General features: G+C 61.0%; 14 protein-coding genes and 1 rRNA gene. 10 read left to right on the top strand and 5 right to left on the bottom strand.

The window, feature by feature from the left end:
• Positions 1-112 precede the first annotated feature (112 nt).
• The 6 genes from EII26_RS00075 (at position 113) to pgsW (ending at position 6140) form a co-directional block, all read left to right on the top strand.
• Positions 113-697 (top strand): DUF6305 family protein, encoded by a 585-nt coding sequence (locus EII26_RS00075; RefSeq protein ID WP_124887093.1) that lies wholly within the window; start codon positions 113-115, stop codon positions 695-697.
• Positions 698-714: 17 nt separating this feature from the next.
• Positions 715-2010, top strand: coding sequence for a citrate transporter (locus tag EII26_RS00070; protein WP_124887092.1), 1296 nt, complete (start codon positions 715-717; stop codon positions 2008-2010).
• Between the two features lie 21 nt (positions 2011-2031).
• Positions 2032-2217: a hypothetical protein gene (locus EII26_RS00065; protein WP_124887091.1), complete on the top strand. Its 186-nt coding sequence runs from the start codon at positions 2032-2034 to the stop codon at positions 2215-2217.
• Between the two features lie 21 nt (positions 2218-2238).
• Positions 2239-3414, top strand: a complete 1176-nt coding sequence (locus EII26_RS00060) for a succinylglutamate desuccinylase/aspartoacylase domain-containing protein (RefSeq protein WP_233572507.1) — start codon at positions 2239-2241, stop codon at positions 3412-3414.
• 102 nt (positions 3415-3516) lie between these two features.
• Positions 3517-5148, top strand: a complete 1632-nt coding sequence (locus EII26_RS00055) for a dipeptidase (protein ID WP_124887089.1) — start codon at positions 3517-3519, stop codon at positions 5146-5148.
• 98 nt (positions 5149-5246) lie between these two features.
• Positions 5247-6140: a poly-gamma-glutamate system protein gene (pgsW, locus tag EII26_RS00050; protein ID WP_158612052.1), complete on the top strand. Its 894-nt coding sequence runs from the start codon at positions 5247-5249 to the stop codon at positions 6138-6140.
• Between the two features lie 114 nt (positions 6141-6254).
• Here pgsW and EII26_RS00045 read toward each other — a convergent pair whose 3' ends face one another.
• The 4 genes from EII26_RS00045 to EII26_RS00030 all read right to left on the bottom strand — a co-directional run bounded on the left by EII26_RS00045 (position 6255) and on the right by EII26_RS00030 (position 10202).
• Entirely contained in the window at positions 6255-7526 is a 1272-nt protein-coding gene (locus EII26_RS00045) for a TRAP transporter large permease (RefSeq protein ID WP_124887087.1), read from the bottom strand.
• Positions 7523-8002 (bottom strand): TRAP transporter small permease, encoded by a 480-nt coding sequence (locus EII26_RS00040; protein ID WP_158612051.1) that lies wholly within the window; start codon positions 8000-8002, stop codon positions 7523-7525. The genes EII26_RS00045 and EII26_RS00040 overlap by 4 nt, the downstream gene beginning before the upstream one ends.
• Before the next feature lie 85 nt (positions 8003-8087).
• On the bottom strand, positions 8088-9074 hold the full coding sequence (locus EII26_RS00035) for a TRAP transporter substrate-binding protein (RefSeq protein ID WP_124887085.1): 987 nt from the start codon (positions 9072-9074) through the stop codon (positions 8088-8090).
• Between the two features lie 117 nt (positions 9075-9191).
• A complete protein-coding gene (locus tag EII26_RS00030; RefSeq protein ID WP_124887084.1) occupies positions 9192-10202 on the bottom strand; it encodes a Zn-dependent oxidoreductase in 1011 nt (336 codons plus the stop codon).
• A 200-nt stretch (positions 10203-10402) separates the two neighbouring features.
• On the opposite strand from EII26_RS00030, the gene EII26_RS00025 reads away from it, so the two are divergent.
• From EII26_RS00025 to EII26_RS00015, 3 genes are all read left to right on the top strand, one after another.
• On the top strand, positions 10403-11488 hold the full coding sequence (locus EII26_RS00025) for an Ldh family oxidoreductase (protein WP_124887083.1): 1086 nt from the start codon (positions 10403-10405) through the stop codon (positions 11486-11488).
• Positions 11489-11593: 105 nt separating this feature from the next.
• Positions 11594-12592 carry a hypothetical protein gene (locus tag EII26_RS00020; RefSeq protein ID WP_124887082.1) on the top strand — a complete coding sequence of 333 codons (999 nt, stop codon included), beginning with the start codon at positions 11594-11596 and terminating at the stop codon, positions 12590-12592.
• A 108-nt stretch (positions 12593-12700) separates the two neighbouring features.
• Positions 12701-12874 carry a DUF362 domain-containing protein gene (locus tag EII26_RS00015; protein ID WP_124887081.1) on the top strand — a complete coding sequence of 58 codons (174 nt, stop codon included), beginning with the start codon at positions 12701-12703 and terminating at the stop codon, positions 12872-12874.
• Positions 12875-12925: 51 nt separating this feature from the next.
• On the opposite strand, the gene EII26_RS00010 is transcribed toward EII26_RS00015, so the two are convergent.
• Complete coding sequence (locus tag EII26_RS00010; RefSeq protein WP_158612050.1) at positions 12926-13279, bottom strand: cupin domain-containing protein; 354 nt, start codon at positions 13277-13279, stop codon at positions 12926-12928.
• A 320-nt stretch (positions 13280-13599) separates the two neighbouring features.
• Between EII26_RS00010 and EII26_RS00005 the strand changes: the two genes are divergently transcribed.
• Positions 13600-15119, top strand: a 16S ribosomal RNA gene (locus EII26_RS00005).
• Positions 15120-15183: the final 64 nt, after the last annotated feature.

Genomic DNA, 15183 nt, shown 5'->3' with positions numbered 1-15183 from the left:
GCAGCTGAACTTTTGGTCTCTTCCCGTTTTCAGACGGAACCTTTCCCCTTGAAAACTTTGAGCGATCTTGTCGGGCCATCGGCCCGCATCATTCTGACGGGAGGAATTCCTTATGAAGAGAATCGCCGTACTGTCCTTTTTGCTGGTCTTGGCTGCGGGCTCGTTGGCTTTTGCCGCCGTGACCGGAGCGGAGGCTCCGAAGGGCGAGCAGCCGCTGCTGATCACCAACGCGGGCCAGGGTCCCGGGGGGAAGATGGGGCGTCTTTTGGTGACCCGTTCCGAGGCGGTCAAGGAGATGACCTACAATGCGGAGCCCAAGCCGGAGGATCTGGAAAAGGGCGGGTTCAAGACCATGCTCGTCGTCATCGGTTCGTCGGCCAAGGGGCTCGGTGCCTCCGGCATCACCATCGACCAGGAGATCGAGCGGCTGAACGCCATGATGGCCAAGGCCAAGGAGCTGAAAATCCAGGTGATCGCCGCCCATATCGAGGGCAAGGCCCGACGCGGCAAGCCCGGCAGTGCGGATGAGCGGTCCATCGATGCGATTCTGCCGGGGGCGGATCACATCGTCGTCAACAAGGAGGGGGACGCGGACGGCAAGTTCACGAAATTCGCCGAGGAGCATAAGATTCCCATCACCTACCTGGACAGCGCCATGGACCTCAACGCTTTTGCCAAGGCGATGTACGTCCGGTAGGAAACGGGGGCATCCCTTTGTACGCCGAGACGACGTTTATCCTGGCCGCCATGGTCGCGACCTTTGCGCTGGCGAGCTGGGTGCTGAAGTCCCCTGAGCTCTCGATGGTGGTCACCGCGGTGGTGGGGGCTCTAGTCGGAGGATTGGGATTTCCGGTCCGACTGCTCGTCGAGGGGACCTTCACCTACTTCGACGTGGCCTTCACCTTTTTGACCGCCTCCATCTTCATCAACTTCTATTCCGCCACGGGGGCGATGGACGCGCTCGTTCGCGGGATGGTCGACCGCTTTTACGACAGAAAATGGGTGCTTTTCTTCCTCCTGGCCCTGATCATGCTGATCCCGGGGGCCCTCACGGGGGCGGGGAGCGTGTCCATGTTCGTCGTGGGCGGGATGGTCGCGACGGTCCTGCGCTTCATGGGGATCCGAGACGTGCGCATCGTCGCCTTCATCTACGTGACGTCGATGCTGGCCGCCGTCGCCCCCCCGATCAACCTGTGGGTCATGCTGATGTGCGCGCAGGCCAACATGCCCTACGTGGGTTTTGACGTGCCGCTTCTGGCTCCGATAGCATTGATCACCGTCTTCACCGTTTTCTATCTGCTGCGTGGCGGAAAGCCCCAGCCCAAGGAGGAGATTCTGGCCTCGCTGCCGGAGTCACCCAAGGGGATGAACGCCTTCCGCATCTCGGCTCCTCTCGCCGTCTTCGTTCTGCTTTTGATCCTCTCGAAGTACGCGGCGTTTTTCATGCCCATCTTGGGAATTCCTCTGATCTTCCTCGTCAGCACGGCCGTTGCGATGCTCCTCTCGCCCAGGCGTCTGGGGCCAAGCGGTTGGTATCGGGTGCTGATCGAGACCTCCGAGCAGGTCTTCCCGCTTCTGGCGACGGTCATCAGCGTAGGGGTCCTGGTGAACGTCATGACCTCCACGGGGGTGCGCGGACTGATCGCCATCACCTTCGTCACCCTGCCGGTCGATTGGATATATGCCTTTGCCTTGATCGTGCTTCCGCTGGCCCAGGGGTCCCTCAGCTACAGCAGCGCCATCATCCTGGGGACGCCCCTGATCTTTCTGTTCAACTCCGTCGGGGTCAACGTGACCATCGTCGCCACGGCGCTGAGCCTGATCTATCCCTTGGGCGACTGTCTGCCGCCGTCGCGCATCTCCGGACGCGTCGCGATCGACGTCTCGGGCTATGCGGGCTCCTACCTGTCGTTTTTGCGCGCCATCCTCATCCCCGCCCTGTTCATGGGGTTGGTGGCCCTAGGCATGCTGGTCTACGCCAACCATTTCCGTTGGCTCATCGTTTACTGATCCTCAAGGAGGTCTGAGGACATGGGAGAATTTCTGCGCCTCTCGAACGAGGTTATCCATCAGATCTACTTCGTGCTGGCGGGGCTCGTCGCGCTGGTCCTGATTCGCGGCCTGTTCTTCCGCTCCACGAGAAGGAGCATCGTGTACGACATCGTCTACGCCTACACGATCATTCCCTTCCTGCTTCGGGCGCTGCACATCAAGTAGGAAGGCAGGACGCGTTCGATGATGAACTACGAAAAGGGCGCGAAACTGCGCCAGACGGTGCTCCTCTGTTGCGCGTTGCTGCTGGCGTGGCTCGGCGGCAGGGAGTTCCTGGAGCTGCGGAACATGAAGGAGTCGGTGGTCGTCTCCGAGGCCTTCACCCGAAAATTCATGCTGAGCGATTATTTTCCGCCCCTGAAGGGGACCGGCATGGATACGCCCGTCTACCTCTATGACTCCGGGGTGCCGGGCGGATCGATGCTCTATCTCGGGGGGACCCATCCCTACGAGCCGGCCACGGCCCTGTCGGCCTACCTCATCATGGAGAACATCAAGGTGGAGAAGGGGCGGGTCTTCATCTGCCCACACGCCAACTACAGCGCCTCCACCCTCGGGATGCTGGGCAACGCCTATCCCAAGTTCCTCCACGTGGAGACGTCCTTCGGCCGGAAACCCTACCGGATCGGCGACCGCAACTCGTCGCCCCTGGACCAGTGGCCGGACCCCTTCACCTACGTGCACTATCCGTCGGGCCAGAACCTGGATTACACGGACGCCCGGAACCTCAACCGTACCTTTCCCGGGCGGCCCGACGGCAGCCTGACGGAGCAGCTTGCGTATGCCTTCATGGAGCTGACCCGGAAGGAGGACATCACCCTGTTCGTGGACGCCCACGAGGCCTCCTTGATGTATCCCGTCGTGGCGACCTACGTGGCGCATGACCGTTCCCAGGACATGGCGATGATGGCCGCGATGGAGCTCTCGGCGACGGAGTTTCCCATGAAGTGCGAGGCCTCTCCCAAGAGCCTTCGGGGGCTGACGCACCGCGAGGTGGGCGATTTCAGCAATGCGCTGGTCATTCTGATGGAGACCCCGGAACCCTTTATCGATCGCGTGGCGGGGAGGATTACCGAGGCGCTCATGATGGAGGGCAAGGACGAGTTCCTGCAGACTGCGGCGGAGCACGAACTTCTGTTCTGCGACTACGACATCGCGGTCGGCTGCCCCATGTGGGACCGAGTCGGCCGTCATCTCTCGGGGACCCTGGCGATGATCAAACAGATGAACGACTTCACGGCGGACCCCGCCAAGGAGCTTCGCGTCTCCTTCCCGAATTACACGGACCTGAAGGAGAAGGGCCTCGGCGCCTTTTACCACGATCCCGCCAAGGCGGACCCCGAGCGGGTACATTGGAACTGATTCTCGGCTTTTAGGGGGTCGTTGCGGCGGTCCCCAGGCAATGCGCGCCCCAGGTCGTTTTTGGGTTCAAGAGAATTTCCGAGCATTCAAGGAGGGAAAGGTATGCTACGCAAAGGTTCCAGATTTTTGTCGGTTTTTTCGGTTGCCGCTCTGCTCCTTCTCCTGGTGTCCACGGCGGCACTGGCCTGCACCGTCATCGCGGTGGGGAAGGACGCCACCGTGGACGGCAGTGCCATGATCACGCACAACGACGATTCCCGTACGGCGAACTCCCGTCTGTTCATCGTACCCGAGGCCGATTGGCCGGAGGGCTCCATGCGCGATATCGTCAAGGACGCCCACGGCTACGAGGGGGATGCCCAGAAGATCGACGAGACGCCACAGGTGCCTCACACCTACCGCTACTTCTTCTCCCGCTACTCCTTCATGAACGAGAAGGGGGTGGCGATCAGCGAGGCCACCAACGGGGTGGAGGTCACCGACGAGCGCAGCAAGAAGGTTCAGCAGATCATGGAGAAGGACGCGACCGGCTCCATCGACGCCTGGATCGTTCAGGACGTGATGCTGGAGCGAGCCAAGACGGCGCGCGAGGCCGTCAAGATCATGGGCGAACTGGTCGAGAAGCACGGCTGGTTCGATTCCGGCGAGACCATGCCCCTGACGGACGGCAACGAGGTCTGGATCATCGAGTTCTATGGCAACAAGATCTGGGCGGCATGGCGCATGCCCGACGATCATGTGTTTGTAGCGGCCAACCGCGCCCGCCTGCGCCACCTCGATCTGACGGACAAGGAAAACGTGATGTATTGTCCGGACCTCGTCGAGTACGCCGTGAAGAACGGCTTCATCGACTCGAAGGACGTGAACGAGAAGGACTTCAGCCCCGCGGACGTCTACTCCCCGAACACCGAGCTCTACGCGACGCGGCGCGAGTGGCGCGCCCTCTCCCTGCTCGCACCGGAGAGCTTCAAGCTCGGGCCGGACGAGTACGATTACCCCATGTCCATAAAGCCGGACAAGAAACTGAGCGTCCAGGACATCTTCGAGATCAAGGGCGACTGGTATGCGGGGACTTCCTTCGATCTGAGCAAGGGCATCCAGGCCGGTCCCTGGGGGAACCCCATCCGCTACGCGAACAAGAGCGAGAAGAACCCCGACGCCAGCTGGGAGCGCTCCATCAACATGATGCGTACCTGCTACGTCCACATCGCGCAGGTCCGCGGCGACCTTCCCGAGGAGGTCCGCGGCATCAGCTGGTACGGCTACGGCGCCCCGGACACGACCTACATCACCCCGCTGTGGCCGATCATGAGGAAACTGCCGCCGCTCTATTCCATCGGGGACCGCTTCCACGACTACGACCCCAAGTCCGGCTGGTGGGTCAACACCCGCGTGCAGGAGATCGCCGGGCTTCGCTATCAGGCCGCCCGCGAGGATATCCATAAGGCTCGTGACGCCAAGCTCATGCCCCTTTACGTTCAGACGCGGATGATCCAGGACAAGGCCGCGGAGCTCTTCAAGGACGGCAAGAAGGACGAGGCGATCGACCTCATCACCGACTTCGCCTACGCCCACGCCGTGGACTGGAACCAGCGCTGGCTGGCCTTGGGCGATCATCTGTTTGCGAAGTACGCGCTGGGCTACACGAACTTCAAGACCACGCCGTACCCCGAATGGTGGAACGAGGCGGTGGGGTACGACACCCCGCGCCGGGAGTCCAAGGAGAAGAAGTAAGCGCAGCAACCGAGACGGAGCAGCCGACGGGCTGCTCCGTCTTTTATGCCGGGGCGGGGGACGAAATTTCCGAGCGTCCTTGCGGGGGGACCAAGAATGTGAGAAAAATAGCTGTTTTCCTGCTGGGGCTTTTCCTGGCGACAGGTCCGGCGCGGGCGCTGGAGCGCGGTCCGGCCTCCGATCTGATGCGGCAATGCGAGGCGCTGATATGTGCGGAGAAGGAGCGGCGCGGCCTGTTCGATCCGGAGGCGGACCCCGGCCGGAGCGGCCTGATCGGCGTGGAGTTCTCCCCTCTGACGACCAGTCTGGGGGAGCTGGCCGACAAGCGGGCCGCGGCCCGGCCCGAGATGGCGGATGCCGTGGCGGAATATCTGCGCCGCGCTGGGGTCGCCTCCGGGGACTGGGTGGCCGTCAATGCCAGCGCGTCCTTTCCGGGTTTTTGCCTGGCGGCGCTCTGCGCCGCCGAGACGTTGGGCGTCCACGTGCAATTTGTCTTCTCCTACGGGTCCTCCATGTATGGGGGCACGCAGCCGGAGTTCACGTTTCCCGTGATGCTGGATCTCCTGAACGCGTCGGGGTTGCTGCGGACACGCCTGCGGGCCGTCGCGCCCGGCGGAGCCTGGGACCGGATGGGGGAGGTTCTGCTGGAGGATCCCCTGCCGACCTTGCGTGTCCTGCTGGATTCCCGGTGCGAGGAAAAAATTGAAGCGGCCGGCCTTGCCGAGGCGATCCGCAGGCGACTTGAGATTTTCGGGGAGACGCCGCGCCCCATCCGCTGTTTCGTCAACTGCGGCGGCGCCTGGACCAGCATGGGGCTGTCCGAGCGCGTGCTGGAGGTGGGGTACGGGTTGCTGGAAAGGCCCGTATCCGTCCCTCAGGGAAATGAACGGGGGCTGATCTTCGAATATCTCGAACGGGGTGTCCCGGTGGTGCACCTGCTCTATGCCAAGGGGATCTGTCGGGATTTCGGAATCCCTTATGGAGAGGAATGATGCTCGTAGTCCCCGGGCTCTTTGAGGCACAGGATCCTGTCGGCAGGGGAGGGCCGAGGATATCCGGCGCTCCCCCAAAACTAAAAATAGGATAGAGGCTTTGCATCAAAAGCCTTACATCAGCATCGAGGGCAACCAGGTGGAGACGGCGGGGATGAAGGAGACCAGGGCCAGCACCAGAAGGCAGACCAGAAGATAGGGGAGGTTTGCTGAGACGATCCGGTTCACCGGGATCTTGCCGATGCTGGAGGCCACGAAGAGACAGATTCCCACGGGCGGGGTGATCAAGCCGATGATGAGGTTCAGGACGCAGATCATGGCGCACTGGATGGGGTCGACGCTCACCTGGGTCAGGACCGCCAGCAGGGTGGGGAAGAGCGTCATCAGGGCCGCGATCGTCTCCATGAACATGCCCACGAAGAGCAGGAAGATGTTGACGAGCAGAATGATCACGTACTTGTTGCTCGTCAGGGACATCATGGCTCGGGCGATCGTCTGGGGGATGCGCTCGCTCGCCAGGATCCAGGCAAAGACGTTGGCCAGTCCCACCAGGGTGATGATGGCCGCGGACATGATGGCCGACTCCTTGAGCACCTGCGGGAGGTCCCGAAGCTTGAGGTCCTTGTAGACGAACAATCCGACGAACATGGCGTAGATGCAGGCCACGATTGCGGCCTCCGTGGGGCTGAACCAGCCGCTCAGGATGCCGGCGAAGATCAGGACCATCATCATGAGGGCCCAGATGCCCCCGTAGAACTCGTGCCAGAACTTCCTCCACGAGGGCCTTTCCCCCTTGGGATAACCGCGCCTGGCGGAGAGAACCGCGGTCACGATCATCATCAGAAGCCCCATCAGAATGCCCGGAACGGCCCCGGCCAGGAAGAGTTTTCCGACCGAGAGCCCCGTCAGGGTCCCCGCGATGATCATCGGCATGGAGGGGGGGATGATGGGGCCGATGCAGGAGCTCGACGCGGTGACGGCGCAGGAGAACTCCAGATCGTAGCCCTCCTTGTGCATCGCGGGAATGAGCAGGGAGCCCAAGGAGGCGGTGTCCGCCACGGCGGTGCCGGAGACTCCGGCGAAGACCATGGAGGCCACGACGTTCGCCTGGGCCAGTCCGCCTCGGATGGGCCCGACCAAAATGTTGGCGAAGGCGATGATCCGATCGGAGATGCCGCCCCGATTCATCAGGTTTCCGGCCAGGATGAACCCCGGGATGCAGAGCAGGGTGAAGGAGTTGATCCCCGCGAACATACGCTGCGGGATGACCATCAGGGGAATTCCCGACCCCACGAGATAGATCAGGGAGGACAATCCCAGGGAGAAGGCTACGGGGACCCCCATGAACAAGAATATGATGAAGCTCAGGAACAGCACCGTGATCATGAGGACCTCCTTTGACCGAACAGGGCGGCCAGGTCGTCGATGATGTGAATGGCGGTGTAGAAGGCCACACTGACGGCATGCAACACCACGGCCATGAAGACGAGGTGCATCGGAATCGACAGGGAGGCCGAGGTCTGGATTCGCCCGACCATCGCGTTGTCCCAGCCATACCGGGCAATGGTGACCATCAGGACGATGGACAGGAGGTCGATGCAGAGGTCGACGAAAGCTCTGAGACGCCCCTTGAACATGTTGAGGAGAAAATCGACGTTGACGTAGGCGCGGTCCCTTGCGGCGAGCCCGGAGGCAAAGGCCACCATGTAGAGCATCAGAAAGCGGGAGGCTTCCTCGGTCCAATGCGGGGATCGGGCCAGGAACAGCCGCGCGAACACCTGGAGCAGCACCACGGCTATCAAGCCGGCGAAGCAGAGCGACGAGGTCCATTCCAACGTTCGCTCCAAAAATTTCTTGAGCAAGGACATCCTCCCCCAATGGCTTCGATAAAAGACGACAACCGAAGGCGCGCAGGCGGCGCCTTCGGTTGTCGTCGCGGCGATACCCCTACTGAAGGCTCACGATCTTCTTGTAGAGCTCCAGCACGTCGGCGGGCTTCGTCTTCAGAAACTCCTCGACGGCCGGGCCCGCAAGGGCCGCAAAGGCAGCCTTGTCCACGGTCACGAACTCCATGCCCTTCTCCTTCAGGAACCTCTCGTCCTCCGCGATATTGGACAGGAAGAGCTCGTGTTCGTAAGCCTGAGCGGCCTTTCCGGCCTCCAGAACCGCCTTCTGAAGGTCCTCGGGCAGTTTCTGGAAGAAATCTTCGCCGATGGCCAGGTAGATCCAGCCGTAGACGTGCTCGGTAAGGTTGACGCACTTCTGAACCTCGTAGAGCGAGGCGCTGCGGATCAGGTCAAGCGGGTTCTCCTGTCCGTCGATGATGTTCTGCTGCAGGGACGTAAAGACCTCGGAGAACGCCATGGGCGTGGGTTTTGCCCCGAGCGCCTCCCAGACCTTCACGAAGAGGGGGACGTTGGGCACCCTCAGCTTGAACCCGTTCAGCTCGCCCGGCGCCTTGATGGGACGGTTGCTGGTGAGGTTGCGGGGCGCGCGCACGAAGGCCGAAACGGGGCGCAGCTTCACCTTCTCGACGACCTCCTTGGCGATCTCCGCGCCGATCTCTCCATCGAGCACCTTTTGGAGGTGTTCCGCGCTTCGGATCATGTAGGGTACGGCGATCAGAGCACATTTCGGGGCCCAGTTCTGCATGGACTCCCCGGTGATGACCATGTGGGCGATCCCCGTGTGGATGGCTTGGATGGTGTCCATCTCGTTGCCGAGCTCCTCGTTGGCGAAGACCTGGCAAACAACGCGGCCGCCGCTGAGCTTCTCGACCTCCTCGGCGAACTTGAGCGCCCCCTTGTGCCAGGAGTGGTTTTCGTTGGCGAGATGGCCAAGCTTCAGCGTGTACTCCGGCGCCGCATGGGCGCGCCCCGCCAGCAAGAGAGAAAACACCATGACGCTCACCAGAATCCAGTTCCGTGCCTTCATTTCCTCACAGCCTCCTTGAAGATGATGGATATGATGTCGCGATTCGGCGCCTCACGGCCCCGTCTCGGCCTTTGGGAATTCCGCCCGCGGGAGGGTGTACGAACAACTTCAGGGGTGTCAGAAGGTGAGCAGCACCTTGCTCGTCTCGAGGGGTCTCTCCTCGATCAGGCGGAAGGCTTCCTCGACCCGTTCGACCGGAAAGGTGTGGGAGACGAGCTTTTCGGGATCGACCCCGTTCGAGAACCAGTCGATGACCCGCGGGAACATGCGCCGACTCAGCCTTGACCCGCAGATCGTCAGCTCCTTCTTGGTGATGTCCAGGGGGAGAAACTGCGCAGGGCGCTCGGAAAAACCCAGATGGGCGACTCGTCCTGCCGGGGAGGCCATCCCGAGGAGCGAGGCGAAGAGCTCGGGGACGCAGGCCGCGTCGATGACGACGGAGGCGCCGACCCCTTGGGTCCAGTCCGCTATGGCTTTTTCCAGGTCGTTTTCCTTGGTGTTGACGGTCAGGGCTGCTCCCAAGGATCGGGCGGCATCGAGGCGGGAGTCGAGGACGTCGGCCACTGCAACCTCCGCTCCAAGATGGACTGCGCCCATGAGCATCGTCAGGCCGATCGGTCCGGCCCCCAGGATCAGGACCCGATCCCCCTTCGTGCATTCCGTCCGATCCATTACGTTGGCGGAGATGGAGAAGGGTTCGACCATTGCGGCCTTGTTCCAGGACCAAGAGTCGGGGATCCTGTGGACGTTCTCGGCGGGGACGCGGACGTATTCCGCCATGCCCCCGTCCCTGTGGACCCCGAAGACGCTGAGGACGGAACAGACGTTGGGGCGTCCGATGGTGCAGGGATAGCACTTCCCGCAGCTCGTGACGGGATCGACGGAGACGCGGTCCCCCTCGGCCAGCCCGGTCACGCCCGTCCCAGGCTCCGCTATCTCGCCGGCAAACTCGTGGCCGATGATGCGCGGATATTTCGCCAGAGGGTTGGTGCCGTGATAGATGTGCATGTCGGAGCCGCAGATCCCGGCGGCCCGGACGCGGACGAGGACCTCGCCGGGCTCCGGCTTGGGGATCGGCAGATCCACGATCTTCAGATTTCCCGGTTTTTCGACGTAGACGGCTTTCAAAAGGAAAGGCCTCCTTTGTGCAGTGCATACACCGCAATTGTACCATCTCAAGGGGCGAATTTGAGGACAAAAATTCGGTTGGGAGCGGAAAAGATGCCTCTCTTTCATTGTGCTAAAATGCCATGAGAGAGCTTCTTGAAGGTGAACAGAAGGCGTCGGGGCGAAAACGGGCCTCAATCCAGAAAGGAGATGGCTGAGGTATGGATCGGACGACGGTCGGCTACGATAAATTGAGGGGGTATATGCAGAGGATGTTCGAGGTGGGGCTGAAATACCCCAGGGAATCCGCCGAGATCACCGCCGAGGTGCTGGTCGAGGCGGACGCCCGCGGACACGCCTCTCATGGGGTGGCCCGGGTCAGTATGTATGCCAACGAGGTATGGGACGGCAAGAACATACCGGAGGCCAGGCCCGAGATTGTGCACGAAACGCCGATATCCCTGGTGGTCCAGGGGAACAGGGCGCCTGGCTTTCCCGTCTCGAAGATGGCGATGGACCGCACGCTGGAGAAGGCGGAGCAGAACGGGACCTGCATGACGGTGGTCCGCGACTCCTGCCATTTCGGCATGGCGGGTTACTGGGCGGAGCTGGCGGCCGATCGGGGGATGATCGGCTGGGCGTTCACCAACACCTTGAGGGCGGCGATCCCGCTCTTTGGAAAGGAGCGCCTGTTGGGGACGAATCCGATCTGTGTGGCCATCCCCATCGGAAGGAAGCCGCACTTCATGCTGGATATGGCGACGACGACCGTCGCGCTGGGCAAGATCGAGGTCGCGGCGCGGCGCGGCGGGACCATGCCGGTGGGGTGGGCCGTCGACGAGAAGGGCGTGGACACCACGGACGCAATCTCCGTCGCGGACATCAACCGGAAGAACAAGAGCCCTTACGGCGGGCAGCTCTACCTGGGAGGGGCCACCGAGACCCATGGAGGGCACAAGGGGTACGGGCTCGGCCTGCTCGTCGAGCTCCTGACCTCGGGGCTCTCCATGGGAACGCCCTCCTTCGAGACCTACGGTGACGGCTGTGGAATCTGCCATTGCTTCCAGGTCATGCGCATGGATCTGTTCGGCGACGCCCGGGCGGTGCAGAGGCATGTGTCCGAAATCCTGGACCGCATCCGTTCGAGCCCCAAGGCGGAGGGACAGGAGCGCATCTATATTCATGGCGAGAAGGAGTTCGAACGCCGGGAGAAGGCGCTGAAGGAGGGGATATGGCTCGATCCCGCCACCTGGAAGCGCCTGGACGAGTACGCCGACAAGTTCGGAGTGGAGCACCTGGAGCCTTAGGCGGAGAAGGGTAGGCGTTTCGGGCTTCATATCGTGCGAGGACCTGGCGCCTGCATCCTTTTATCGTCCGCATGACTGGGGAACGAGATGAGGAGGCGAGGTCCCTTGGAATCGGATAGGGAAGGTCTGCTGCTCTCCTTCGACGGGCAGTACCCCTGTTGGACGCGGCCGATGCTGGACATGGCGGGATTGGACCGGAGGATGGCCGATTCCCTGGTCGGCGAGGGGCTGCTGGAGTTCGAGAGGGAGATCTATAGTCTCTCGGCCGAGGGAAGGGAACGATTTGTCGAGGCCGCAGAAAGGTATGGCCTGCCCCTGCAGCCGGGAGACCCGGGGCCGAACCGTGAACGGTCCGCCCTGCGGTGTGATCTGATGCTGCTTTTGGACAGACGGCACCTGCAGCGGTGGGGGGTGAAGGAATACGTCGCCCCGTTCCGGTTCGCGGTCCCCGACCTGACGGGGGAGGATCTGTTCGTCCTTCGTGAGGATGGCCTGGTTTGGCGTTATCCGGAGGCCCCCGCTTTTGAGAGGATGGCGGAGGATTTCCCCGAGATGGGGGCGGCTGCACGCCGTCGCCCGCCCCCATCGTCCGAGGCGGTTCGTGCGTGGGTGAGCGCGAACATCCCGAGTCTGTGCGAGGCGGAGTTCGACCTTCTTTACAAAAGTCGTTACGATTTTCAGGCCTATGCCGCGTTTCCGCAGCCTCCCGCAGATCCCTGCCGACTGTTCAATACCGATCGTTTCCTCTTCTCCTTCATGCCGCCCCCGGTCGGCGAGAACCTGTCCGCCTATCTGGAGAGGGTGGGCGAGTTCCACATGTTTCTGACGATGCTGAGGCGGCTCTACCTCCCGGGCTACGTCGACCTGGACGCACTGGATCAGGACGGCGTCAACTGGCTCCTCTTCGCCTTCGCGGGGGAGGGAGAGGCTCGGCGCTGCTTGGAGCTCCTGGAGCCTGTGGCTCGTTTCCTGCCGGGGACGGCGACGCCCCTCGAGATCTGGAGCGTCAGCTTGGAGGCGCTTCGGAACTATCCTGGCGGCCAGGCGGAGACGATCTGGGACATCCTGCCCTTCGCGTCGCATGCCATACATCGCATGACCTAGAGGAGACGGTTTGGGGCTGGGATTCTGCGCTGTGCTATAATGACGACGTCAAAACTGTGGGGGTTTTGAACGACTTTTTCAGAATACGAACAAGGAGGAATCATTCAGATGGCCAAAGCGGTTGTTGACGCCGGCACCTGCGTAGGGTGCGAGGCGTGCGTTGGGACGTGTCCGGTTGAAGCTATTGCGATGACGGACGGCAAGGCGAAGGTCAACCCCGATACCTGCATCGAGTGTGGGAGTTGCGTGTCGGCCTGTCCGGTGAGCGCCATTTCCCAGTAGGGGATCAAAACACGAAGGGGATGACCGACGTCATCCCCTTTCTCTTGTCTTTTATTCCGCAATGAACGCCAGCAGTGTGAGAGGTCCGTCGTTCGAGACCTCGAGCCCATGTTTCTGTCCCCGCATGGTCAGGGTGATGTCGCCGGGGCCAACTTCGCTTCGGGATCCGTCGTCGTCCGTGTACATCCCCTTGCCGGAGAGGATGACGTAAATCTCCTCGTCGGTTTCGTGGGTGTGGATTCCGATGCTGGCCCCCGGGTCGAGGGTCATCGTTGCCGCCATCTTGAAACGGCTTTTCTCGGGCCCCTCCCCTTTGGATATGGCGTAGAGGCAGTGAGCCTCTCCTTTGCCCCCTTGGATTTCCCGTCTTACAAGCCGTTTCTGTTCGGCCTTTTTGAACAGCACGACGCATCCCTTCCTTTCCGTGATTCGGATCGTTTGGAGCCGCCGATGTGGCACGGGTGGCGGCATTCCCCCGGGAATTATACCCTTTTCCCTGGTGTTGGAATCCATGGAATAATGAAGTGAAGGGCAAAGCGGCAAGAGAGAGTAATAGTCTCAAAATTAAGTCCATTTAGGATGCTTGCATTTTGAGAAATGCCATGGTATATTACCTCGCGTTGCTCGTCAGGGCGACGACGAGGCGATGGACGAAGGGGTTCGTCGTTTCTATAACTTGACAAAAGAATACAGCGTATAAACACAGGCAAAACGTCATGTAACAATCTACTGAGAGTTTGATCCTGGCTCAGGACGAACGCTGGCGGCGTGCGTAACACATGCAAGTTGAACGACGGTGTCATGAAGTGGTAACACGGATTGGCATACGGAGTAGCGGACGGGTGAGTACAACATGAGAAGCTGTCCAATAGCGGGGGATAACGTTCGGAAACGGACCCTAATACCCCATAGGCCTTTTGGTTAAAGCAGCGATGCGCTATTGGAGGTGCTCGTGTCCTATCAGCTGGTTGGTGAGGTAACGGCTCACCAAGGCGACGACGGGTAGCCGGCCTGAGAGGGTGTCCGGCCACACTGGAACTGAGATACGGTCCAGACTCCTACGGGAGGCAGCAGTGGGGAATATTGGGCAATGGGAGAAATCCTGACCCAGCGACGCCGCGTGAACGAAGAAGGCCTTCGGGTCGTAAAGTTCTTTTATGTGGGAAGAAGGAAGTGACGGTACCACATGAATAAGCCCCGGCTAACTACGTGCCAGCAGCCGCGGTAATACGTAGGGGGCGAGCGTTGTCCGGAATTACTGGGCGTAAAGGGCACGCAGGCTGTGCTTCAAGTCAGCTGTTAAAGGATGCGGCTTAACCGTGTTATGCAGTTGAGACTGAGGTGCTGGAGTGCCGTAGAGGCAAGTGGAATTCCCAGTGTAGCGGTGAAATGCGTAGATATTGGGAAGAACATCGGTGGCGAAGGCGACTTGCTGGACGGTAACTGACGCTGAGGTGCGAAAGCCAGGGGAGCAAACGGGATTAGATACCCCGGTAGTCCTGGCTGTAAACGATGAATGCTAGGTGTGCGAGCAGAGATGTTGGTGTGCCGCAGTTAACGCGATAAGCATTCCGCCTGGGGAGTACGGTCGCAAGATTGAAACTCAAAGGAATTGACGGGGGCCCGCACAAGCGGTGGAGCACGTGGTTTAATTCGATGCAAACCGAAGAACCTTACCTGGGTTTGACATGTACGTGGTAGGAGTCTGAAAGGATGACGACGCTGCCTTCGGGCAGTGAGCGTACACAGGTGCTGCATGGCTGTCGTCAGCTCGTGTCGTGAGATGTTGGGTTAAGTCCCGCAACGAGCGCAACCCCTGCGATTAGTTGCCAGCGATTCGGTCGGGCACTCTAATGGGACTGCCATCGACAAGATGGAGGAAGGTGGGGACGACGTCAAGTCATCATGGCCCTTATGTCCAGGGCGACACACGTGCTACAATGGTCGGTACAGAGGGAAGCGAGGTTGTGAGGCCGAGCGGATCCCGAAAAGCCGATCTCAGTTCGGATTGAAGTCTGCAATTCGACTTCATGAAGCTGGAATCGCTAGTAATCGCAGATCAGCCAAGCTGCGGTGAATACGTTCCCGGGCCTTGTACACACCGCCCGTCACACCACCCGAGCCGGGTGTACCCGAAGCCGGTGGCCTAACCTTATGGGAGGAGCCGTCGAAGGTGTGTCTGGTGAGGGGGGTGAAGTCGTAACAAGGTAGCCGTACCGGAAGGTGCGGCTGGATCACCTCCTTTCTAAGGAGACGGAGTCCGTTGGAATTTTCGATTCCGAATGGACGAAAGTCTTGCTGTTTTATCG

It is taken from the genome of Fretibacterium sp. OH1220_COT-178, from assembly GCF_003860125.1.
Classification (GTDB): Bacteria; Synergistota; Synergistia; order Synergistales; family Aminobacteriaceae; genus CAJPSE01.
This window is presented reverse-complemented; position numbering and strand designations above follow the sequence as displayed.

Excerpts from the sequence above, each read along its gene's own strand:
- EII26_RS00075 (WP_124887093.1), top strand. The coding sequence starts at position 113 with ATGAAGAGAATCGCCGTACTGTCCTTTTTGCTGGTCTTGGCTGCGGGC.
- EII26_RS00065 (WP_124887091.1), top strand. The coding sequence starts at position 2,032 with ATGGGAGAATTTCTGCGCCTCTCGAACGAGGTTATCCATCAGATCTAC.
- EII26_RS00060 (WP_233572507.1), top strand. The coding sequence starts at position 2,239 with ATGAACTACGAAAAGGGCGCGAAACTGCGCCAGACGGTGCTCCTCTGT.
- EII26_RS00055 (WP_124887089.1), top strand. The coding sequence starts at position 3,517 with ATGCTACGCAAAGGTTCCAGATTTTTGTCGGTTTTTTCGGTTGCCGCT.
- EII26_RS00045 (WP_124887087.1), bottom strand. The coding sequence starts at position 7,526 with ATGATCACGGTGCTGTTCCTGAGCTTCATCATATTCTTGTTCATGGGG.
- EII26_RS00035 (WP_124887085.1), bottom strand. The coding sequence starts at position 9,074 with ATGAAGGCACGGAACTGGATTCTGGTGAGCGTCATGGTGTTTTCTCTC.
- EII26_RS00025 (WP_124887083.1), top strand. The coding sequence starts at position 10,403 with ATGGATCGGACGACGGTCGGCTACGATAAATTGAGGGGGTATATGCAG.
- EII26_RS00015 (WP_124887081.1), top strand. The coding sequence starts at position 12,701 with ATGGCCAAAGCGGTTGTTGACGCCGGCACCTGCGTAGGGTGCGAGGCG.